The following is a 20,572-nucleotide window of genomic DNA, read 5'->3' on the forward strand; positions in this document are numbered from 1 at the left end:
CTGCGACGACGGGGTCAGCGGGCTGTTCGGCTCCGTCACGACCACGCCGGCCGCCTCGCGCCAGCCATTCACCGTGCTTATTGCCACATTCGGCAGGAGCCTCTGGTCGGGCCGTCGGCACTCGCCTAACCTTGCTGGTCAATCATCGAGCGGGAGAGGGCCACGAGGTGATCGGATGAAGAGGGCAGGTTCCGAAGTCGGCCGGCGGGCCGATCCTCTCGTGCAGCTGTCGCTCGAACAGCTGCGCGAGCGCACGAGCATGAAGTGGCGCGCGCACCCCGATGACGTGCTCCCGCTCTGGGTGGCGGAGATGGACGTGCCGCTGGCCCGTCCCATCGCCGACGCGCTGCACCGGGTGATCGACCTCGGCGACACCGGATACCCGTACGGGACCGCCTACGCCGAGGCTCTCGCGGAGTTCGCCCGGCGGCGATGGCGGTGGGACGGCCTGCGCGTCGAGCACACGGCCGTCGTGCCCGACGTCATGATGGGCATCGTCGAGGTCCTCCGCCTGATCACCGGCCCCGGGGACGCGGTCGTCGTGTGCTCGCCGGTCTATCCGCCCTTCTACGCGTTCGTCACGCACGACGCGAGGAAGATCGTCGAGGCGCGGCTCGGCCCGGATCTGCGGGTCGACCTCGACACCCTGGAAGAGGCGTTCGTCCGCGCGCGGAGCCAGGGCCGTCGCGCGGCGTTCCTCATGAGCAACCCGCACAACCCGACCGGCGTCGTCCACACCCGTGATGAGTTGCAGGCGATCGCCTGGCTCGCCCGAAAGCACGGCGTCCGGGTGATATCCGATGAGATCCACGCCCCGCTCGTGTTGCCCGGAGCCACCTTCGTCCCGTTTCTCGGCATCGAAGGATCCGAGAACGGCTTCGCGCTGACCTCCGCGTCCAAGGCCTGGAACCTCGCCGGTCTCAAAGCCGCCCTGGTCATCGCGGGCGCCGACGCCGTCGACGAGCTCCGGCGCATGCCCGAGGAAGTCGGTCACGGCCCCAGCCACCTGGGCGTCATCGCGCACACCGCGGCGTTCCGCGCAGGCGGAACCTGGCTCGACGAGCTGATACTCGGCCTCGACGCGAATCGCACCCTCTTGGGTCAACTCATCGCAGAACACCTCCCTGAGGCGCGCTATCGACCGCCCGAGGGCACCTACCTCGCCTGGCTCGACTGCACCTGGCTCGGCCTGCACGAGGAGGGGCAGAGCGACGAGCTCGGCGTCGTCAGCGACGTCGCCGGACCGGCGAAGCTGTTCCTCGACCGCGCCCGCGTCGCCGTGAGCTCAGGGCATGTCTTCGGCTCCGGCGGGGCCGGCTGCGTGCGGCTCAACTTCGCCACGTCGCCGGACATCCTGCGCCAGGCGCTGTCCAGGATGGGTCGCGCCGTGCGCGAGCCCTGAGGGCCGGCGCCTCACGTCCTGCAGAGGAGCACCGCGATGTCGTCCATGCGCTGCTCGGCCGTGGCCTGCTTGATGAGCGACTCGGCCAGGTCGTGCAGGGGCTGGCCGGGCGAGGGCGTGAAGCGCTCGGCCAGGTCGTCGATGGCCTCGCCGATGCTGCGGCCCGGCTCCTCGATGAGGCCGTCGGTGTAGAGGGCCAGGACGGAGCCGGGCGGCATCGGCACCTCCGTGGTGGCGTACTCGGAGTCGGGGTCCACACCGAGCAGCAGCCCGGGGGAGGAGTCGATGGCCTCGGTACGCCACCCGGGCCGGCCGAACAGCGGCGGCAGGTGCCCCGCGCTGGCCAGGCAGGCGATGCGCTTGCGCAGGTCGATGTTGACGTACAGGCAGCTGGTGAACCGGTCGGGGGACAGCTCGCTGAGCAGCCGGTTGGTACGCGCGAGCACCTCGCCCGGGCTGGCCCCGGAGGTGGCGTGGGCGTGGATGGCGGTGCGCACCTGGCCCATGAGGGCGGCCGCGGTCACGTCGTGGCCCTGCACGTCGCCGATGACCGCCGCGGCCATGGTGTCGGTCAGGCGGATGAGGTCGTAGAAGTCGCCGCCGATGTCCATTCCCGGGGTGGCGGGCAGGTAGTGGGCGGCCAGTTCGAGGCCGGAGATCTCGGGCAGCCTGCGCGGCAGCAGGCTCTTCTGCAGGCATTGGGCGAGCTGGTGCTTGACGTCGTACAGCCGGGCCCGCTCGTACGCCTGCGCGATCAGCCCCGCGAGCGCCGTCAGCGTGGCCCGCTCGCTCGTACTGAACTGGTGTGGCCGGTTGTAGGCGAGGACGCACGTGCCGATCGGATGACCCGAGATGACCAGCGGCAGGAAGGCCCAGGCGGACATGTCGTCCGAGCGGACGGCGCCCGGGTACGCCTTGCGCAGCTCGTCCCAGGCGGAGAAGAACGTCGGCTGGCCGGCGTCGAAGGAGTGGTTGGCCGGGTCCGGCGGGATCACGGGACGGCCGTCGAACTCCTGGATGGCCTGCGGGCTGTAGCCGCGCGAGGCGTCCACACGCAGCCGGCCGCCCTTGGAGGTCAGGATGGCCAGGGCCTGGACGTTGTAGACGGGCATGACGTGGTCGGCCACCAGGTCGACCACCTCCTGCGCGGTCACCGCCCGCGAGAGCTTGGTCGCCAGGTAAAGGACCTCGTGCAGCGCGACGTTCGGGGCCGGCCGCTCGGCGCCGGCCGCCAGGTGGCCCGGGCCGCGGGCGCCGACGGCCGGCGTGATGCGCACGGTGATCCCGGACAGGCCGGGGAAGAACCGGAGCGACAGCTGGCGCCCGGCGGGGTTGCGTATCGTGAAGTGGGTGACCTGGCGGCCGACGACCGCGGCGCGGTAGGCGTCCTCGTACGCGGGGTCGTTCATCCACGGCAGCGCCTGGTCCAGGCGTTTGCCGAGCAGCTCGGACGCGGAGCTGAGCAGCAGGTCGGCGGCCGGGGCGCTGAGGAGGGTCACGCGCCCGTTCACGTCCAGCGAGCTGTGGCCCTCGGGCAGCCGGTTCAGGCAGTCGAGCGCGATCAGGTCGGGCCGCGGGTCGGCCTTGCGCTTCGGGTCCAGCACCCGGGGCCGCGGCCCCGGCCTGATCGGCTGCCCCTGATCGGCCGCTTCCTGGAGAACCTCGGCCATCTGTGCGCTGATGTCCTCGATCCGGTCGAGCTGGCGCTGGGTCAGCCGGCTCACCCGCCCCGCCGGCCACAACAGCACGAAGCCGCCCCAGACGGTGCCGTCGGAGATGAGGGGGTGCGCGGCGGCCGCGAAGTCGTACGGCACGGACAGCGCCGCCGACGGGAACTCGCGGGCCAGGCCCTCCCTGTCGGGGACCCAGACCAGCCGCTGCTCGCACACCGACGTGGCGATCGGCGCGCGGTCGTTCGTCCTGACCCTGGCCCACGCCTTGGCGATCATGGGAGGAAGCCCGAGCTGGCTGTCCATCTTCAGGACGTCGCCGTCCTCGTCCAGGAGATAGAGGTGGCCTATGTGCGCCCGTGTGCTGACGACGGCTTCGACCAGCAGCTCGTCCAGGAGGGACGAACCAGTCGTCAGGGCGCCGTTCCCCCGCACCGCCTCAGCCCGTCTCGCTCACGACGTGCGAGCGCCCGAATTGCCTGAAACCTCGCATATGGGCAGAATACACGCACGCATGGAGCAGATTGCTTACGGTGTGCCAGGGTGTAGATCTAGCGGAGGGGCGCCGAGGAAGATCTCGCTTGACGTGTTCGCGAAATGTTCGTCATGAAGCGGCCCTCCTGTTCGGAGATTCTTGAAGCCCTCTCCGCGGGCCGGCGACGATCACGCGGACAGCTTGAGCGCCCGGTCGAGCAGCTGATGCATGTGCGCGCGGAAGCGCCGCAACGTGCGGGGATCGTCGGTGTTGCGGCGCTGCCCGGTCCCGTCGAGCACCCCGCTCAGCGTGAACCCGTGAATGCACCAGATCATCGTGTACGTGGTGAACTGCGCGTCGGCGTCCGCGGGCTTGGCGATCGCGTCGATGCTGTCGATGGCGCGCTGGGTCAGCGGCTGGGCGTTGAGCGGCTCCAGATCGATGTCGCTGGCGTCGGACAGCCAGCGGTGCATCCACAGCGCGGGCACCTCCGGATGCTCGGCGCACAGGTCGATGTACCCGTCCACGAACCGGTGCAGCGCCTCCGGCCGCCGCTCGGGCGGCGTGTCCCGCAGCTCGTCGGCCCTGGCCACGATGACCTCGGACAGCACCCGGTGGGCCTCCTCCATGACCGTGAGGTAGAGCCCCCGTTTGGTGGGGAAATGCGCGCTGAGGGCCGCCGTGTCCAGCCCCGCGGCCTCCGCGATCTGCTCGGTGGAGGTGCCGTCGTAGCCGAGCGCGGCGAACAGCCTGGTCGCCGTCCGCAGGATCAACTCCCGCTCGCCGCCTTCTGGAGAGCCCATGGACGCGACCCTAGATCCGGAGCGGCATGCGGTCCGTTAATCGATCGACAAGCGGAGGCAAAAGTAGTCCCTCGAACGCCCTTGCCGGGCCCTCCGGCGGCCCGGGCCCGGCAGGAACGCCCAGGGGTCACACCTGGATGTACTCCGTTTCCAGCAGGTGGGCCAGAGCCTTGAGCTCGGCGCCGCGGTGGCCGGTGCCGAGGGCCCAGTGGTGGGACATGCCGGTCGCGCTCCAGTCGTCGGTCCACTCGCCGGGGTCCCGGCCGAAGTCCACGCGGGACGTCGTGTTCCCGATCTGCAGGTGCGGCCCGTCCACGGTCTCGCCCTCCGAGGCCACCAGGGCGAAGCGGCCGTCGCGGCGCTGGATGATCCCGAACGCCGTCACCGGCCCGTGCTTGACGTCGAACTCCACGGAGACGCCCCAACCCCGCTTCCCGTGGTACACGCCGAGCCCGCGCAGCAGCGGCCTGCGGGCGCTGATGGCCAGGTGGGCGGGGCCGTCGTGGCCCATCTCGACGTGGCCCCGGTGGAAGTCCAGCGCCTGGAGCTCGGTGAACGACCCGCCCGCGCCCATCCGGTCCATGATCAGCATGGCCAGGCTGGTGCGCAGCTCGAACTCGCCGGCCGCCGGGATGCCGCGCGCGGTGAGCAGGGACGCGCCCAGGATCATCCCGGCCCCCAGCCGCTCGTGCGTCTCCCCGTCCAGGCCGCGGTGATAGTACGCCAGGCTGTCCAGCGAGAAGTCCTCCACCAGCCGGTCCAGGCCGACGGAGACGCGGCAGGCCCACTCGAGGTCGACGGCGTTGACGCTGTCGGCCAGCTCGAAGATCTTCTCGGTCTCGGCGCGCTTGGCGGCGACCTCGGCGTCGGTGACCTTCTCCACGCGTACCCGCAGGTCGTCGAACTCCAGCACCTCGACGTGCCCGCCGAAGTTCGCCGAGACGAGCGTGAGGTCGGTGGAGACATCCAGCATGCCGGGGTAGAGGTGCCCCATCAGGCCGTGCCGGCCGTGCCGCAGGGCCGCGCGGGCCCCGGCGGCCCGCACCCAGCTCGTGATGCGGGCCCAGGCACGCTCGTCCTCCAGGTAGCCCGACACCGACCGGAACGGGATGCCGCACCGCTGGAAGGCGTTGGCCATCTCGGGCAGCGGGCAGGCGCCGCAGTAGGCGAGCCACTGGCCGGTGTCGAACGTGGCGTGCTCCATCGACTCGGTCGGCTGCAGGTTGATCAGCAGCACGGGCGCGCCGCTGCGCTGCGCGATGGGCACGAGCATGGTGGCCGTCATGTACGTGGTGAGGAACCCGACGATGAGGTCGCAGTCCGCGGCCCGCAGCTTCTCGGCCGCCACCGCGCCCTCCTGGGCGTCGGAGATGAACCCGACGTCCACGATCTCCGCGTCCAGCTCCCGCATCCGTTCGGAGACCCGGTCGGCCGATCGCTGGAGCTGGGGGAGCAGGTCGGGGAACTGCGGCCAATATGCGCCCAGCCCGCCGGCGACCAGTCCGACACGGGTCTTCGTCTTGCTTGCCACGGTGATGCCCTCCTGAGGGGTGAAGGGTGGGTGCCGGGAGAGTTTCGGACAAAAGTATAGATCTTTTCCGAAACCTCACCATAGGGCATCAAGAGTGGAGCGTGCGGTCCAGGAAGTCCACGACCGTGCGGGCCAGGGTCAGCCGGTGGTCGGACAGGGCGTGGTCGGTGGGGAAGAGGTGGTGCTCCAGCCGCGGCACCGGATGCGCCTCGTAGGCCCGGACCAGCGGATGGTGGTGCGTCTCGGCGGGCGTGACGGGGTCGCGTCCCGTCCCGACGAGCAACACGGGCCGGTCGGCCAGGCGCGGCGCGAGCGTCGCCAGGCTCCACTCCTGCCCCGCCGCCTCCATCTCGGCCACCAGCGCCGCGGCGCTGGTGCCCTGGAGCGGCAGCAGCTCGCCCTCCCAGTCCCGCAGGTACCCCTCCCGCACCGCCGGGTCCGCGAGGCAGGCCGCCGCGCCCGCGCCCACGTCGAACGCCGCCACCGAGGCGACCGCGCGGACCGCGGGGTCGGCGGCGGCCGTCATCAACGCCGCGAACCCGCCCATGCTGTGCCCCACGACGCCCAGCCGCGCCGGATCCAGCCGGGCGTCCAGGCGTACCGACTCCACCACGCGGGCCGCGTCCTCCAGCACATGGCGCCACGACCAGGTCCCGCCGGCGCCCCACGACCCCCGGTAGTGGAAGACCAGCGCCGCGTAGCCGGCCCGGCGCAGCGCCTGGGCCAGGTCGAAGTTGCGCTCGTTGCCCGGGAACCCGTGCAGCAGCACCACGATCGGATGGGGTCCCGGCCCGGCCGGGAGGTGCAGGACGCCGAGCAGCCGGTGGCCGCCGCTCTCGAACGTGACCGCGGGCGTGCTGGCCGGCGGCGCGAGGGTGGCGGGAGGGTCGTACACGTCGGTCACGCGGGTCTCCGTACGTCATCGAACCGGTCGTTTCGACGTGAAACTTAGCAGAGACTTGGAACCGGCCGGTACCATCTGACGCATGCCCGTACCCAAAGGCGCGTCCCTCGACCCCGTCCAGACCCGGGCGACCATCCTGCGCGCCGCCACCGGCCTGCTGTACGAGCGCGGCCTCGACGGCATCGGCGTGGCCGAGCTGTGCGCGACCGTCGGCGCGTCCAAGGAGACCCTCTACCGGCACTTCGGCTCCAAGGACGGGCTGGTCGAGGCCGTGCTCGAGGCCCGCAGCGACCACGTCGTACGCTGGCTGCGCGAGGCCGCGGAAGCGGCCGGCGACGACCCGGCCGCTCAGCTCGCCGCGGTCTTCGACGCGCTCGCCGGCTGGTACGCCGAGCCCGCCTTCCGCGGCTGCGCGATCGTCAACGCGTCCGCCCAGTGGCACGACGGCGTCCCGCGCACCGTCGCCGCCCGGCACCTCGACCGCCACCTCGACCTGCTGACGGGCATAGCCCGCCGGGCCGGGGCCCGGCAGCCGGAGGTCCTGGGCAGGCAGCTGCTGATGCTGGTGGAGGGCGCCACCGTGCTGGCCGACCACCACGGCGAGCGCGACGCCGCCGCCACGGCCAAGCAGGCGGCCCTCGCCCTGCTGCGAGGGCAGAGCGAGGCCCGTTCCTGAAAGCCGTGCTGCGGGGGCGGTTCCGGAAAGCCGTCAGCGCGGCGGCGGGAGGGTGTGGAGGTTGCGCGGCGTGACCGAGCGGGCCAGCCGGTACGCGGCCTCCGCGTTCACGAGCCCGGACCCGGTCGGCCCGTCGTAACCGTCGGTGGCCACCTCGCCCATCGCGCTCTTGCCGTCGACCACGTCCCGCGCCGACGCCTTGAGCACGGCCTTGACCAGGCTCGGCGACAGCCCCGGCTGCGCCTGCTTGAGCAGCGCGCACACCCCGGCGATCTGCGGTGAGGCCGCGCTGGTGCCGCTGATCACGGCCCAGCCGTCGTCCTTGCCCGTGCCGTCCCTGTTCGGGTAGCCGGGTCCGGCCAGGCTCGTGTCGATCTCGTCGCCCGGCTCGACGGGCAGCATGATGTAGATGGCCCGCGGCTGCTTGCCGACCAGGCCGCACACGTCGGGCACGTGCCGCCCGGCGTAGATGAGGCTGTCGAAGCTGCTGGCGTAGTCGGAGGCCTCCATCCTGAACTCGCCGTTGGCCATCGTCTCGTCCACGAAGACGCCGCCGACCGCGATGACGTCCGGCATCATCGCCGGGAAGGCGACGTGGCCGTTGCCCGCCGAGAAGCAGACGACGATGCCGCGCTCGCGTACCGCCTCGATGACCGCCAGCTCCAGCGGGCGCAGCGCGTTCGGCAGGGAGGCCACGCCGGGCAGGTGGAAGCCCCAGCTGTTGGTCATGACCGCCGGCGACAGGTCGGAGGCCGTCTTGAAGGCGAGCGTGGGGTTGGCCCCCATCTTGACGCCGACGAAGTCGATGTCGCGGGCGCTGGCGAAGATGTTCGCGGCCTCGGCGGTGCCGTGCCCGTACTCGTCGTGCTGCACCGCGGTGGCGTCGGGAGCGAGCGTGGCGTTGTAGTTGTAGCCGTGGTGGTCGTAGAAGGGGTGCCGGTAGAAGCCCGTGTCGGGCATCGCGACCAGCACGCCGCGGCCCGTCACCCCGCGGTCGTGCACCTGGTGCGCGCGCAGGAGGAGCGCCACGTCGTCGGGCACCCGCAGGTGGTGGTAGCCGACGCGGGGCGGGATGGGGGAGGGCCCGAAGAAGCGCGGCGGGGCCTGCGGATAGGCCCGCTCGATGTACGGCTCCAGGTCCGGCGGGATCGAGAACGGCTCGCCGCTCACGTGCGACAGATAGGACACCTGGGCGCCGGTCGTGGAGGTCACGTCCGGCGGCCGGCCTGTCAGCTCGGCCTGGCGCACCTCGACGTGGGTGCCGAACGTGCTCTCCCACAGCGACCGGGGTCCCTCGCCGCTGATGGAGTACGTGCCGACGTGCCGTACCGTGAAGCCCTTGGCCTGCAGCGCGTTCGCGGTGCGCTCGGCGAGGCCGGGTGCCGGCTTGAGCTGGTCGAGGCTCGCGGTCTGCGCCGCCGAGGATTCGGCGAACATCGAGGCGCCGCTCTCCGGCCGCAGGGCCGCTTCGAAGTAGACGGTGTCCTCACGTCGCTCGGTCATCGTGGTCATGTCGCTCCTTTGCGAGATGAGACCGGTGGACGGGTCGTCAGAGGGCGTGGAAATCGGGCGGCTCCACCCGGTGCACGGCGACCACGTCTCCGCTCAGCTCGGCGGGCACCGCCGGCTGAGGCAGGCCGAACACCCGCTCCCACACGTCCCTGGGCGCGCTGACGCTGATCGTCGTCCCGATGTGGAGCACCTTGAGGCCGAGCCGCGCCAGCGCGGCAGCCGCCTGGCGCTGCCGGCCGGGCGCCGCTTCGACCTCGGCCGAGACGATGTCACCCTCAGCGGCCATGCCCTCAGGCTCCGCCCGCGGGGCACGCCGCGACACAGGGGACGGCCCAGGGATTACCCTGGGGTTGCGACCCTCAGCGGCCGGTCCACTTGATCTCGTACGCCTTGAGCGCGTACTCCTTGCCGTCCACGGTCGTGGTCACGTCGGAGTCCGCGGTGTTGACCAGCAGCAGCTGCTGCGGCTGCGCCAGCACCCTGACCTTGGCGTCCGACGAGGTGACCTGGTCCAGCTCGGCCCCGGCGGGGAACCACTTGACGAAGTTCGCCAGCAGCCGGCCGGTGTCCGTCTCGGCGCCGCTGCGCGTGTCCCACAGGCACGGCCGGCAGTCGCGGTCCTTGGCCTGCGGGTTCCAGTACAGGGCCGTGGCGGCGCCGCTCCGCGCGAACTCGATCATCGAGGCGGCCTGCACCGCGAGCCGCTTGTTCTCGGGCCAGGTGGTGCCGTCCTCGGGCACGAAGTACCACTCCGACCACCAGACCGGCAGGTCGCCGACCTTGTCCCGCAGCCACTTGGTGACCGCGCCGAACTTCGCCAGCGCCCCGAACTCGTCGGGCAGCAGCTCGTGCGCGTCCGTGGGCGAGGCGCCGTCGACCACGACGAAGTCGGCGCCCTTCTTGTTCTCGAACCAGTAGTTGAAGGCGTCCAGGACGTTCTGGTTGACGACCCCCCAGTCGCCGCGCAGCTCGGAGTCGCCGCGCTCGTTGCTGTCGAAGCCGAGGTACGGGCCGCCGACCTTGGCGTCGGGCCGGGCCTGCTTCACCGCGGCGTACACCTTGTTGTACAGCTCGGTGTAGCCCTTGTAGTCCGCGGGCTTGGAGTGGTCGCGCCAGAAGCCCTTGAACTCGTTCCAGACCATGAAGTACTTGACGTCCTTGTACCGCGTGGCCACGGCCGCCGCCAGCTTGGCGAAGTCGTCGAAGTGCTCGGGGTAGGGGGCGTCCTCCAGGTGCTCCTTCCAGGCCGACTCCTCGGTGGGGCCCTGGGGGCCGCCCTTCATCCAGTCGGGGGCGCAGCAGAGCGTGACGACGGGGACGCCGCCGGACTCCCTCATCAGGTTGATCCGGCTGTCGAGGTCCTCCCAGAAGTACTGCCCCGGGTAGGGCTCGGGGTTGAGCGCCCCGAACCCCATGATGTGCTGGTTCTGCAGCATCGGGGTCTGCGAGAGCCGTCCGGCGACGTCGCGTTCGAACTGGGGGGTGATGTTGTTGGCGCTGACACCCGTATGGGTGAAGCCCCAGCGCGGCCAGCCGTCGTCCACCTTCGGCGGCGCCTCGGGCGCCGCCTGGGACGTGGCGGGAGCCTGCTGCTGCTCCTTCTGCTGGGCGCCCGTGGTCCCCTTCTCCGCGGGCCCGGCGGTGGAACAGCCGGTCATGGCCAGTGCCATCACGGCCGCTAAGACGCTCGCTCTGCCGAGCCTCCGCAAGATCGATCCCCCGCTAGTCGATGCCACCCGGTTCTCACCTGATCCTCGCCACTGGTATACCGTCTGTAGCGTTCCATGGGTGGCCAAAAAGGGGCACATCGGGAGCGGGGTTCACAGCTAATTGTTATCCACGAAGAGACCGGCGTGGTCCCGCGCCCACTCGGCGAACGTCCGCGCGGGGCGGCCGAGGATCTTCGTCACCTCCTCCGTCACGGGATGGGGCCGGGAGCCGCCCCTGGCGTACCTGTCCATCAGGGCCCGTACGAACGGCTGCGGCAGGCCGTTCCCGACCATGGCCCGCTCGGCCGCCTCCGGCGGGATCTCCTGGAAGCGCAGCGGCCGGCCGATCGCCTCGCCGATGACCCGCACCATCTCCTCGTGGGTCAGCGACCGCGGGCCGGTCAGCTCGACCCGGCGCCCGGCCAGGTCGCCGGTGAGCAGCGCGCGGGCGGCCACCTCGACCAGGTCCCGGTCGTCGAGCGGCGCCTCCTGGAAGGACGCGTGCACGTACCGGACGGTGTCGCCGGCGCGGATCTGGGCGCCCCAGGAGTTGACCGCGTTGGACGCGAACGATCCGGCCCGCAGGCTGGTCCAGCTCAGCCCGCTGCCGGCGGCGGCGGTCTCGGCCTCCTTGTTCCGGTCGCCGCGGTAGCGGGAGGGCTGCTGGTCGAGCGGGTCGTCGATGTTCATCGCCGACAGGGCGGCCACGCGCGTCGCGCCGCGCTCCTTGGCCAGGGCGAGCAGCTCGCCGGCCGCGTCGCCGATGGCGCGCGAGTGCAGGAAGACGGCGGTGACGCCGTCCAGGTGCCGGGCCAGCGTGCCCGGCCTGGCCGGGTCGCCCTCGACGACCTGCGCCCCGGCCGGGAGCCGCGCCCCGTGCGGGGCGCGGCTGACGGCCCGGACCTCGGCGCCTTCGGCGAGAAGCAGCTCGACCAGGGGGCGCCCGATGGCGCCGGTCGCGCCGGTCACCAGGATCGTGTTCTGTGTCATGCCCTCTGAGAGGTGAGCGGGCGACCGGAGTGTGACATCGGGTCGGGTCAGAATCCGGGCGGCGGGGTGGCCGACGGGCCCGGCACCACGTGGAGGACGATCACGCCGTCGTTGTAGGACTCCGCCGTCGCCACCTGCCAGCCCGGATCGATCCGGGAGACGGGCACGTCCAGCTCGAAACGCACGCCCTTGTCGCCGTTCCGCAGCGGCCAGTCGAGGGCGTAGGACACCTTCAGGTGGTGCTCGCGCACGACGCGGGCCGCCTCGGCCGCCGAGCGTCCCTGGAGCTCCACCCCGGCCAGCGCCTCGCCCGGCCAGCCGGCGTCGGCGGGGTAGGCGTACTTCTCCCCGGGCTTCGCCGGGCGGCTCAGCCTGACCTCCGCGGGCCCCTCGATGTCCGCGGTGACGCTGAAGGCCGTGATGCAGTCCTCGACCCGCTCGGGGCAGCTGTCCCCGGTGAACGCCGCTTTCGCGCCGGGGTCGGAGCTGTCGAATCCGAAGACGGAGCCCGGCTGCCGCGGCGAGACGGGGATCAGCGTCACCGTGAGGTTGTCCAGGCCGACCTTGTGGAAGGCCTTCTGCAGCTCGGCGGGATCGGGGTCGCCTTCGGTGAAGTAGAAGGCGTACTCGTCGCCGACGCGGTCGATCGTCACGGCCTGGCTGGCGTACACCTGCTCGGACTGTCCGATCAGGGACGGCCCGACGACGACGGCTCCCGCCAGTGCGGCGGCCACGGCCAGGCCGAGCAGGGCGCGGCGCGGGGAGGGCATGAACCGGCGCCGGGCCTGAGCGGGTTCCAGTGCGGGTTCCAGCGCGACGATCCGGGCCAGCAGCGCGTCCGCCCCCGCGGTGGCCGCCCGGCCGGTCAGGTCGTCGTCCAGCACCCTCGCCCGGCTCCTGAAGATCTGGTCGTTGTTCACCGTGCCTCCTTCTCGACGAGCGGTTGCGATGCGAAACGGGCCGGCGGCCGGGCCTGCTCCAGCGCCTTGGCGAAGCGTTTGCGGGCCCGGTGCAGGCGGATGCGGGCGGCGTTGCGGGAGCAGTCCAGCACCTGGGCGATCTCGCCGGGGTCGAGCCCCTCCCACAGGGCCAGGGCGAGCAGCTCGCGATCGGCGTCGGAGAGCATGCTCATGGCCTCGTCCACGCCGTCGTGCTCGCTCTGGGGGGAGGCGGCGGCGTAGAGGTGTTCGATCTCTTCCGTGAGCTCGGTGTGCCGGGTGAGGCGGCGTCGCTCGCCGCGGCGGTGGTTGGCCAGGACCCGCCGGGCCACGCCGTACAGCCATAACCTGCCGGACTCGCCGTCCGGGAGCTCGGCGATCCGCCGCCAGGCGATCACATAGGTCTCGGCCACGACGTCGGCGGCGTCCTCCGGAGAGGAACACCGCCGTACGGCGTAGCCGAGGATCTGTTCGTGAGTTCGCCGGTAGACCGCCTCGAACCGGGACCGGTCATCTTGTTCATTCACGCGTCGTCCTCGTCAGAGCGGGGGTTTCAATTCCTACGTGTCCGCGGCCGACGGGAGAATTTCAGCGACCGCGTCCACGCTTCCGGCGGTCCCTGACCATCGCCTGCCCCCGCGTTCCGAGAGGGTGGCTTTGGGGTAAAGCGGGGCAAAGCACCCAGGAAGCCGGGCTCCGGAACTCCAGGTACGGCCTTGATCGTTGTGGCCAGCGGCAGACAACCCAACCCGATCTTCAACAGGGAGAACAGAGCCGTGGTCTTCAAACGGATGCTGGGAGCGTTCGGCGTCGGCGCGCCCTCGGTGGACACCGTGCTGTCCACCCCGCGGACCCAGCCGGGCGGCACGCTGCGAGGAGAGGTACGGCTCAAGGGCGGCGACTTCGACGCCGAGATCGAGCACGTCACCCTCGGCCTGGTGGCGAGGGTCGAGATCGAGCACGGCGACGGTGAGCACGGCGGGCTCGGCGAGTTCGCCAGTTCGCGGGTCTCCGGGCCGTTCACGCTGCGCAAGGGGGAGGACCGCGTCATCGGGTTCGAGCTGCCGGTGCCGTGGGAGGCGCCGATCAGCGAGATCGGCGGGCAGCCGCTGACCGGGATGGCGGTCGGCGTTCGTACGGAGCTGGCCATCGCCAAGGCCGTCGACAAGGGCGACCTCGACATGATCGCGATCGAGCCGCTGCCGTCGCAGCTGCGCATCCTGGAGGCGTTCCTGGGGCTCGGGTTCGGGTTCAGGTCGGCCGACCTGGAGGCGGGTCACCTGTACGGGGTGCACCAGCAGCTGCCGTTCTACCAGGAGATCGAGTTCTACCCGACCGGCCACTACGCCGGCCAGGTGGGCGAGGTCGAGGTGACCTTCGTGGCCGACCCCGCGGGGCTCGAGGTGGTGCTGGAGGCGGACAAGCGCGCCGGCCGCTTCTCGTCGAACGACGCCATCGGCCGCTTCCACGTCAGCCACGACGACGCGCTGCGTACCGACTGGGCAGGGGAGCTGGGCCGCTGGCTGGACGGTCTGTCGCAGTACGGGCCGGCCCATCACGGCGGGCACTACGACCCGCACCACGGTGGACACTACGACCCGCACCACCACGGCGGGCACCACGGTGGGCATCACGACGAGCACCGCGGCGGTCCGGGCTGGGGCACGGTGGCCGCCGCCGGTGCCGCGGGCGTCGTGGGTGGCCTCGTCGCGGGCGAGATCGTCGAGGAGATCTTCGAGGGGGACGACGACGAGGGCGGCGACTGGTGACCCCTTAGCGCGGCTCCTGCGGCGACCGGCGCTCCCGGTCGTCGCAGGCCGCGTCGGGTGCCCAAGGCGAAGCGCTCCGTGATCGTAACCGTGCAACCGGGCTGTAAGTGGGACGAAAGCCTCGACGATAGGTTGAAGATCGTTACCCGATCGATTCCGATCTGAAGGAGCCGACGTAATCAGCACCACTATGTGGAGCGAACTGCGCATCACCTCCGCGCCGCAGCTGTCGATCTCGATCTCGCCTCACCTGACCGCGCTCGCCATGATCGCCGACGCTCTCGCGGGCCGCCGCCGCGGCCTTCCGGAGCTCTGGCGCAAGGCGATCAGCTCACGAGTCAGCCCGCAGGGGCACCAGGCGGTACGCCCACTCGCCGCCCCCGGCTACTCCGTGGTCCCCGACAGCATCGTGCCGCGTACCCCCATCGGCGGGGACATCTCCGTGCAGGCCCAGATCGGCGCCCTGCGCGACCTTCCATCCGACAACCTGATCAAGGACCTGGAGCAGGCGTTCGGCCAGGGACCGCTGCCCGCGCACTGGCGCTCGGCGGCCGAGCGGCCCGATCGCTGGATGCACGGCTACACCGCCGCCCTCGGCTCCGTCTGGAACACCACCGAGCCCGTGTGGAGGCGGGCCCGCGCGCTGCTGGACAGGGAGGTCCGGCGGGTCGGCGTCGCCGCCGTCCGCGGCGGCCCCGAGCTGCTGCTCGGCGCCCTCAACAGCCGCATCATGTACGGCGAGCGCGGGCTGCTCATCGCCGACGTGGAGTCGAGCACGTTCGAGCTGGGTGACCGCAGGATTGTCCTGGTGCCGATGCTGGCGGGCAAGGACGCGGTCATCGTCAGCCTGGACCACGACGAGGCCGTCTGGATCGCCTACCCGGTGCCCGGAGCAGAGACGCTGTGGCAGCGGCCCGTCGCACCGGCGCTCGACGACTTGTCGGCGCTGGTCGGGCCGGTGCGCGCGGACCTGCTCGCCGCGATCGGGCAGCCCATGACCATGAGCATGCTGGCGGCCGGCATGCAGGTCGCGCCGAGCAGCATCACGTACCACTGCGACCGGTTGAGCGCCGCCCAGCTGATCACCAGGGAGCGGCGCGGGCGCGAGGTGTGGATCGCCCGCACGCAGCGCGCGGAGGAACTGCTGGAGGTGTTCCGCCGCTGAGCCGGGGGCGCGCCGGGCCACCCGCCCGGCGCGCCCGGGCCGGTGGGCGGTTGACACCGCCACACCTTCACCACGAAACTCTCCCGAAACACCGCAAGGTGGGTACTGTAAACGTTTACGGGAGCGGTTGATGCGCAAACCCCGCTGGCTCGCCGTGCTCGCCGTCCTGGCGTCACTGACCTTCCTGGCCGCTCCGGGCGAGACGGAGGTACGGGCGGGCGGCACGCTGGCCACCGGCTCCGCCCCGTCGCGGGCACTGGGCGAGAACATCGCCTTCAACGTCTACCTGCCCACCGGCTACGACCGCGGCACCGACCGCCACCCCGTGCTCTACCTGCTCCACGGCCGGGGAGACACCATGCAGGCGTGGACCCGGGTCAAGACCCTGCTCGACGACATGATCCGCACCAGGCGCATCCCGCCCGTCATCGCCGTCATGCCGGACGCCCCCTGGAGCGAGCGCGGCAGCTGGTACGCCGACTCCCGCTACACCGGCGCCGACCTGCCGGGAAAGCCGGTCGAGACGGCCCTGACCAGGGACCTGGTGGCGTACGTGGACGCGACGTACCGTACGGCGCCCATCAGGGAGGCCCGTCTGGTCGGCGGGTACTCGATGGGCGGCGCGGGCGCGCTGCGGTTCGCGCTCGCGCACCAGGACCTGTTCAGCGCCGCCGCCGTGCTCAGCCCGGCCGTCTACACGCCGCTGCCGCCGTCCGACTCCTCCGCCCGCGACTACGGGGCGTTCGGCAAGGACGGCGAGAAGTTCTCCGACGAGGTCTACCGGGAGCTCAACTACCCGGCCCTGCTGCCGAAGCTGGATCCCGACCTGCCGGTGCGGATGTTCGTGGCGGTCGGCGACGACGAGTACGCCAACCCGGACCCCGCCGACGCCCGTCACGACCTGGACTTCGAGTCCGCCGCCCTCTACAACGCCGCCCGGCGCTCGCCCGCGCTCTCCGCGCAGCTGCGCGTCCTGGACGGCGGCCACGACTGGACGGTGTGGGAGCCCGCCTTCGAGCAGGCCATGGCCGAGCTCGGCCCGGGCCTCAGCGTCACGCCGCCGACCGGCCTGCCCGCCCCGCTGTACGGAACGGCCGGCCCCGACTGGGCCGGGGGAGTGGCGGCCCACGCGGACGGCTCCCTGACCATCGGGTACGCGGCCGGCGGGAACGCGGTCCTCACCCGCGTCGGCGGCTGGACCAAGCAGTTCGGCACCGCGGCCGACGAGCGGTTGTACGGCGTGGCGGCCCTGCCGGACGGCGGCGTGCTGGCGGCCGGCTACACCAAGGGCGACCTGGACGGGCGGCACGCGGGCAACACCACGGACGACGCGTTCGTGGTCAGCCTCGACGCCGGCGGGGCCGTCCGCTGGATCACGCAGTTCGGCGTGCCGGGCGTGGCCGACCGCCTCTACGGCCTGGCCGCAGCGCCCGACGGCGGCGCGTACGTCGTGGGCTACACCAAGGGCGCGCTGGACGGCGCCAACGCCGGTGACAAGGACGCCATCCTCGCTCGTCTCACTCCTGGCGGCGAGGTGTCCTGGATCCGCCAGTACGGCGGCGCGGGCGAGGACAAGGCCTACGGCGTCGCCGCGGACGCCTCGAACGTCTACGTCACCGGCGGCGCCGGTGCCGCTGTACCGGGCACGACCACGCCCGGCGGCTGGCTGGCCGCGTTCGCGACGGACGGCACCAGGAAGTGGGCCGCCACTGCGGGCGGCACCGCGAGCGACCGGCTGAACGCGGTGGCCGTCACCACGACGGGCCTGGCCGTGGCCACGGGCGGCGTCGGCGGGGACGCGTACACCGCCGCCTACACCAGCCAGGGCAAGCAGCGCTGGCAGCACACCCTCGCCACCCCTCTTGCCGAGGCCGGCGCCGCCGTGGTCCCGCTCGCGGGCGGCGAGGTCGAGGTCGCCGGCTACACCCGGGGCCGGGTGAGCGTACAGGCGGGCAGCGCCGATGTTCTGACGCTGCGCCTGGACGGCAAGGGCCGCCAGCGTGCCGCGGCCCAGCTCGGCACCGCCAGGGACGACGGCGTGGACGCCTTCGCCGAGCCCAACCTGTACGCGACCGCCACCCCGTCGGGCGAGGTGGCGATCACGGGCCTGACCTACGGCGTCCCGGAGGGCGCCGACGCGCCGGGCAACGGCGACGTCTTCCTCGTCAGAACGTCACCAGCGGGTCCCCGATGAAGTCGGCGATGAAGTTGACGAAGAAGAAGCCGAAGAACAGGAAGTTGAGCACGAGGATGACGTAGTGCCATGGGCGCGGGCGGGCCGGGCGCGGCAGCTTGCTGTTCAGGTACATGAGCAGGAACGGGTAGATCAGCGCGCCCAGGTTCGACATGTTGGCCGACCACTCCACCAGGCCGACCGGCAGCGACTGGAAGATGATGATCGAGATGAGGACCAGCAGCAGGATCATGAACGGGTAGTAGAACCGGCGCGGGTCCCCCGCGATCAGGGCGCGCAGGCGCGGGCTGGTGGCGTTCGCCGCGTCGGTCGCCACCCGTACCATCGCCTCGAAGATGCCGAGCTGGGTGGAGAAGAGGATCAGCACGCCGATCACGAGCGCGGCGTAGAAGCTCACCCGCCCGTACTGGTCGCCGAGCGCGCTGGCCACGAACGTCGGCACGTTCGCCCGGGTGGGCTTCTCCCCGGCCATCGTGACGGCCTGCGCCATGAGGATCGTGGGTAACAGCATGCCGAGGATGGCTCCGACGAAGAACACGCCCCACATGTCGGTCAGCAGCAGCCGGTACCACCTGCGCCACAGCCCCCGGTTGAGCTCGTCGTCGGGGAACGTCACGCCGCTGGCCAGGATCTCGCGCCGCTCGCCGCGCAGGCCGGAGATGTAGCCGACGCGGTAGCCCATGCCGTAGCCCTTGTCGCGGTAGTGGCCCATGACGTACCAGTTCAGGCCCGAGGCGAGCGCGGTGAACCCGGCCAGGGCGCCGAGCTGCGTCGCCGTGATCCCGGCGGGCGGGGCGGCCGGGGTGAGGAAGCCGCGGATGCCCTCCCACCACTGGCTGAACGGCACCACGAGCAGGTCGACGGCCAGGAGGGCGAGGAGGATGGTGCCGACCATCAGCCAGTTCGCCAGCTCGAGCGCGCGGCTGACGCGCTTGGCTCCCGCGGTGATCAGGAACACCAGCACCAGCAGGCCGATGGCCCACCAGCGCGGCTCGAGGTCATCGGCCGCCGGTGGGACGCCGTGGACCAGCGCGTACACACCCTGACCCGCCGACGCGGCCCATCCGCCCGCGATGAACGCGAAGATCACGATGAGCACGGACAGCGGCACCCAGAGCGGCCACCCCGGCGGCACCCGCCCCCAGCCGACCACCGGCGTCTCGCCGGTGGCGAGGACGTACCGCGAGCACTCGACGTTGTAGAACGTCTGCAGCAGCGCCGACACGACGATGACCCAGCCGACGCCGACGAATCCGTACTGGCCCACGTTCAGGGGGCCGAGCAGCCATTCACCGCTGCCGATGGAGATGCCGAGCGCGATCAGGCTCGGGCCTATGGCGTACTTGAACAGTTCCTTGGTGCCGATCTTGGAGACCTTGAAGACCTCTTCCGGCGTGGGTAGGTCGGTGACTTCGAGATCCGGTCGGCTTACTCCGAGTGGGTGCGACATCTCACTGCCTCCTGCCGCCAGAGTGATCCTCTACTTGGTCGTCTACAAGACCCAAATGCATACAGAATGCGGAATGCCGAACCACGGGGCCATCGGGGTCGTGGGGTTGCCGGTCGCAGACCCCTGACCCACAAGCCCTGGTTCCTGGCCCCTAAGCCCTGGCCTCTGAGCCCTGAGCCATGAGCCCTGGGTTCTGCTTTGAACCCCGGGGCTTGCGGTCAGGCGTACTGCAGATCGGCCCGGACGATACGTCCGTCGGAGACCGTGAAGTCGTAGTGCGCCCGCCACCCGCCGGATCCCGCGGGGGCCCAGTGGACCAGGAGCTTCTGCCCGTTCGACCGCCGCTCGGCGATGGACACCACCTTCAGGGTGCCGCCGATCACCTCGGCCCGCGCCCACTCGCGGATGGCGTCGTGCCCGCGGATGGGACGGGTGACGTCGACGACCACGCCGTCCGAGGCGAAGGCGACGACCAGGGCATCCAGGTCGCGAGCGTTCACGGCGTCCACGTAGGCCCGCACCTCCCGCGCCACCCCCGCATGCCCGCCGGCGGCAGCGCTCGGCAACGCGCCCCGACCGCTGGAAGGGCTTCCGGCGTCGCCGTTGTCGGGGTCAGCCTCCGAGCCGCTCGCGGGGCAGGTAGCGGAGCCCGGCGATACGGACTCCTCGGCGGCGGGGCTCTGCGATGTGGATCGGCCGGTGGCGGGGCTGGTGGCGAGGTCGGCCGTGAGGCAGGTGCTGGGAGCGGTGGCGGGGGTGGCGGGGGTGGTCCCGCAGGCGCTTGCCAGTAGTGCGCAGGCGGCGAGTGACGTCGCCACCGTCCACCGCCCGCGCCGAAGTCGCGTCGTCATGGTGGCGATGATGTGGTGCCCGAGCCCCGCAGGTCCAAGACCTGGGGCCATAACCAAAAGCTATCGCCTTTGGGAACGATCTTCCCAAGATCGACATCACCACTCAACTGGCCGCATGTGTCGTCAGCTGAGGACATACCCGAGCGATCTTGGTTGAGGGCGTCGACAAAGTGACGAGAGGTTCCGGGCGTGCCGTTACGCCGCGTTACGGCCTTAACTACTTAGAGTGACAAAGTCACCACGTGATAACGGGGGGAGATCATGAAAGGTAACTTCATAGCAGCCGGAGCCGGTGGTGCGTTGATCGTCGCTGCCGCGCTTGTCGGGCTGGCCGGCCCGGCCAGTGCCGCCCAGGGCGACCTTTGCGTATCCGATGCCTGGAGCACGCTGAAGATCGACAAGACCGGCGTGTACGCCGGTCGTCGCAATGCAGACGCCTGTGACAAGCACGACGGTTCGTTCCGTAAGCAAAAGGACGACGAGAAGCAGCACGACTTCGATCGGGACGAGAAGGACTTCGACGACGAGAAGGT

At 71.3% G+C, this 20,572-nt stretch carries 18 protein-coding genes; 6 read left to right on the forward strand and 12 right to left on the reverse strand.

The window, feature by feature from the left end:
- Positions 1-175 precede the first annotated feature (175 nt).
- Positions 176-1,402 (forward strand): MalY/PatB family protein, encoded by a 1,227-nt coding sequence (locus ACWDRB_RS20335; protein ID WP_449895852.1) that lies wholly within the window; start codon positions 176-178, stop codon positions 1,400-1,402.
- An 11-nt stretch (positions 1,403-1,413) separates the two neighbouring features.
- Here ACWDRB_RS20335 and ACWDRB_RS20340 read toward each other — a convergent pair whose 3' ends face one another.
- From ACWDRB_RS20340 to ACWDRB_RS20355, 4 genes are all read right to left on the reverse strand, one after another.
- Positions 1,414-3,507 carry a GAF domain-containing SpoIIE family protein phosphatase gene (locus ACWDRB_RS20340; RefSeq protein ID WP_449895854.1) on the reverse strand — a complete coding sequence of 698 codons (2,094 nt, stop codon included), beginning with the start codon at positions 3,505-3,507 and terminating at the stop codon, positions 1,414-1,416.
- A 228-nt stretch (positions 3,508-3,735) separates the two neighbouring features.
- The gene (locus ACWDRB_RS20345) at positions 3,736-4,350 is read right to left on the reverse strand and encodes a TetR/AcrR family transcriptional regulator (RefSeq protein WP_363972521.1); all 615 of its coding nucleotides are present in this window, start codon (positions 4,348-4,350) and stop codon (positions 3,736-3,738) included.
- A 127-nt stretch (positions 4,351-4,477) separates the two neighbouring features.
- A complete protein-coding gene (locus tag ACWDRB_RS20350; protein WP_449895857.1) occupies positions 4,478-5,881 on the reverse strand; it encodes an arabinose isomerase in 1,404 nt (467 codons plus the stop codon).
- A gap of 88 nt (positions 5,882-5,969) precedes the next feature.
- Positions 5,970-6,785, reverse strand: a complete 816-nt coding sequence (locus ACWDRB_RS20355) for an alpha/beta hydrolase family protein (protein ID WP_449895859.1) — start codon at positions 6,783-6,785, stop codon at positions 5,970-5,972.
- Between the two features lie 82 nt (positions 6,786-6,867).
- Here ACWDRB_RS20355 and ACWDRB_RS20360 point away from each other — a divergent pair, with 82 nt between their 5' ends.
- On the forward strand, positions 6,868-7,461 hold the full coding sequence (locus ACWDRB_RS20360) for a TetR/AcrR family transcriptional regulator (protein ID WP_449895861.1): 594 nt from the start codon (positions 6,868-6,870) through the stop codon (positions 7,459-7,461).
- 33 nt (positions 7,462-7,494) lie between these two features.
- Here the strand turns inward: ACWDRB_RS20360 and ACWDRB_RS20365 are convergent, their stop codons facing one another.
- From ACWDRB_RS20365 to ACWDRB_RS20390, 6 genes are all read right to left on the reverse strand, one after another.
- Positions 7,495-8,973, reverse strand: coding sequence for a S8 family serine peptidase (locus ACWDRB_RS20365; RefSeq protein ID WP_449895863.1), 1,479 nt, complete (start codon positions 8,971-8,973; stop codon positions 7,495-7,497).
- A 37-nt stretch (positions 8,974-9,010) separates the two neighbouring features.
- A complete protein-coding gene (locus tag ACWDRB_RS20370; RefSeq protein ID WP_350726989.1) occupies positions 9,011-9,259 on the reverse strand; it encodes a hypothetical protein in 249 nt (82 codons plus the stop codon).
- A 73-nt stretch (positions 9,260-9,332) separates the two neighbouring features.
- Positions 9,333-10,631: a GH39 family glycosyl hydrolase gene (locus tag ACWDRB_RS20375; RefSeq protein WP_449895865.1), complete on the reverse strand. Its 1,299-nt coding sequence runs from the start codon at positions 10,629-10,631 to the stop codon at positions 9,333-9,335.
- A 168-nt stretch (positions 10,632-10,799) separates the two neighbouring features.
- Positions 10,800-11,672 carry an NAD(P)H-binding protein gene (locus ACWDRB_RS20380; RefSeq protein WP_449895867.1) on the reverse strand — a complete coding sequence of 291 codons (873 nt, stop codon included), beginning with the start codon at positions 11,670-11,672 and terminating at the stop codon, positions 10,800-10,802.
- Positions 11,673-11,719: 47 nt separating this feature from the next.
- A complete protein-coding gene (locus ACWDRB_RS20385) occupies positions 11,720-12,592 on the reverse strand; it encodes a hypothetical protein (RefSeq protein WP_449895869.1) in 873 nt (290 codons plus the stop codon).
- Complete coding sequence (locus ACWDRB_RS20390) at positions 12,589-13,137, reverse strand: RNA polymerase sigma factor (protein ID WP_449895871.1); 549 nt, start codon at positions 13,135-13,137, stop codon at positions 12,589-12,591. Before ACWDRB_RS20390 ends, ACWDRB_RS20385 begins: the two co-directional genes overlap by 4 nt.
- Before the next feature lie 198 nt (positions 13,138-13,335).
- Between ACWDRB_RS20390 and ACWDRB_RS20395 the strand changes: the two genes are divergently transcribed.
- The 3 genes from ACWDRB_RS20395 to ACWDRB_RS20405 all read left to right on the forward strand — a co-directional run bounded on the left by ACWDRB_RS20395 (position 13,336) and on the right by ACWDRB_RS20405 (position 17,738).
- Positions 13,336-14,379, forward strand: coding sequence for a sporulation protein (locus ACWDRB_RS20395; RefSeq protein WP_449896294.1), 1,044 nt, complete (start codon positions 13,336-13,338; stop codon positions 14,377-14,379).
- A gap of 190 nt (positions 14,380-14,569) precedes the next feature.
- Entirely contained in the window at positions 14,570-15,544 is a 975-nt protein-coding gene (locus ACWDRB_RS20400; RefSeq protein WP_449895873.1) for an ArsR/SmtB family transcription factor, read from the forward strand.
- 130 nt (positions 15,545-15,674) lie between these two features.
- Entirely contained in the window at positions 15,675-17,738 is a 2,064-nt protein-coding gene (locus tag ACWDRB_RS20405) for an alpha/beta hydrolase-fold protein (protein WP_449895875.1), read from the forward strand.
- Here the strand turns inward: ACWDRB_RS20405 and ACWDRB_RS20410 are convergent.
- Positions 17,710-19,188, reverse strand: a complete 1,479-nt coding sequence (locus ACWDRB_RS20410; RefSeq protein WP_449895877.1) for an Nramp family divalent metal transporter — start codon at positions 19,186-19,188, stop codon at positions 17,710-17,712. The two genes, ACWDRB_RS20405 and ACWDRB_RS20410, sit on opposite strands and share 29 nt — an antisense overlap.
- Before the next feature lie 218 nt (positions 19,189-19,406).
- Positions 19,407-20,039, reverse strand: a complete 633-nt coding sequence (locus ACWDRB_RS20415; protein WP_449895879.1) for a nuclear transport factor 2 family protein — start codon at positions 20,037-20,039, stop codon at positions 19,407-19,409.
- A 261-nt stretch (positions 20,040-20,300) separates the two neighbouring features.
- Here ACWDRB_RS20415 and ACWDRB_RS20420 point away from each other — a divergent pair.
- On the forward strand, positions 20,301-20,572 hold a 272-nt coding region (locus ACWDRB_RS20420; RefSeq protein ID WP_449895881.1), incomplete at its 3' end, for a hypothetical protein.

The organism is Nonomuraea sp. NPDC003707 (genome assembly GCF_053587055.1).

Excerpts from the sequence above, each read along its gene's own strand:
- ACWDRB_RS20335 (WP_449895852.1), top strand. The coding sequence starts at position 176 with ATGAAGAGGGCAGGTTCCGAAGTCGGCCGGCGGGCCGATCCTCTCGTG.
- ACWDRB_RS20345 (WP_363972521.1), bottom strand. The coding sequence starts at position 4,350 with ATGGGCTCTCCAGAAGGCGGCGAGCGGGAGTTGATCCTGCGGACGGCG.
- ACWDRB_RS20360 (WP_449895861.1), top strand. The coding sequence starts at position 6,868 with ATGCCCGTACCCAAAGGCGCGTCCCTCGACCCCGTCCAGACCCGGGCG.
- ACWDRB_RS20365 (WP_449895863.1), bottom strand. The coding sequence starts at position 8,973 with ATGACCACGATGACCGAGCGACGTGAGGACACCGTCTACTTCGAAGCG.
- ACWDRB_RS20370 (WP_350726989.1), bottom strand. The coding sequence starts at position 9,259 with ATGGCCGCTGAGGGTGACATCGTCTCGGCCGAGGTCGAAGCGGCGCCC.
- ACWDRB_RS20375 (WP_449895865.1), bottom strand. The coding sequence starts at position 10,631 with ATGACCGGCTGTTCCACCGCCGGGCCCGCGGAGAAGGGGACCACGGGC.
- ACWDRB_RS20380 (WP_449895867.1), bottom strand. The coding sequence starts at position 11,672 with ATGACACAGAACACGATCCTGGTGACCGGCGCGACCGGCGCCATCGGG.
- ACWDRB_RS20400 (WP_449895873.1), top strand. The coding sequence starts at position 14,570 with ATGTGGAGCGAACTGCGCATCACCTCCGCGCCGCAGCTGTCGATCTCG.
- ACWDRB_RS20405 (WP_449895875.1), top strand. The coding sequence starts at position 15,675 with ATGCGCAAACCCCGCTGGCTCGCCGTGCTCGCCGTCCTGGCGTCACTG.
- ACWDRB_RS20410 (WP_449895877.1), bottom strand. The coding sequence starts at position 19,188 with ATGTCGCACCCACTCGGAGTAAGCCGACCGGATCTCGAAGTCACCGAC.
- ACWDRB_RS20415 (WP_449895879.1), bottom strand. The coding sequence starts at position 20,039 with ATGACGACGCGACTTCGGCGCGGGCGGTGGACGGTGGCGACGTCACTC.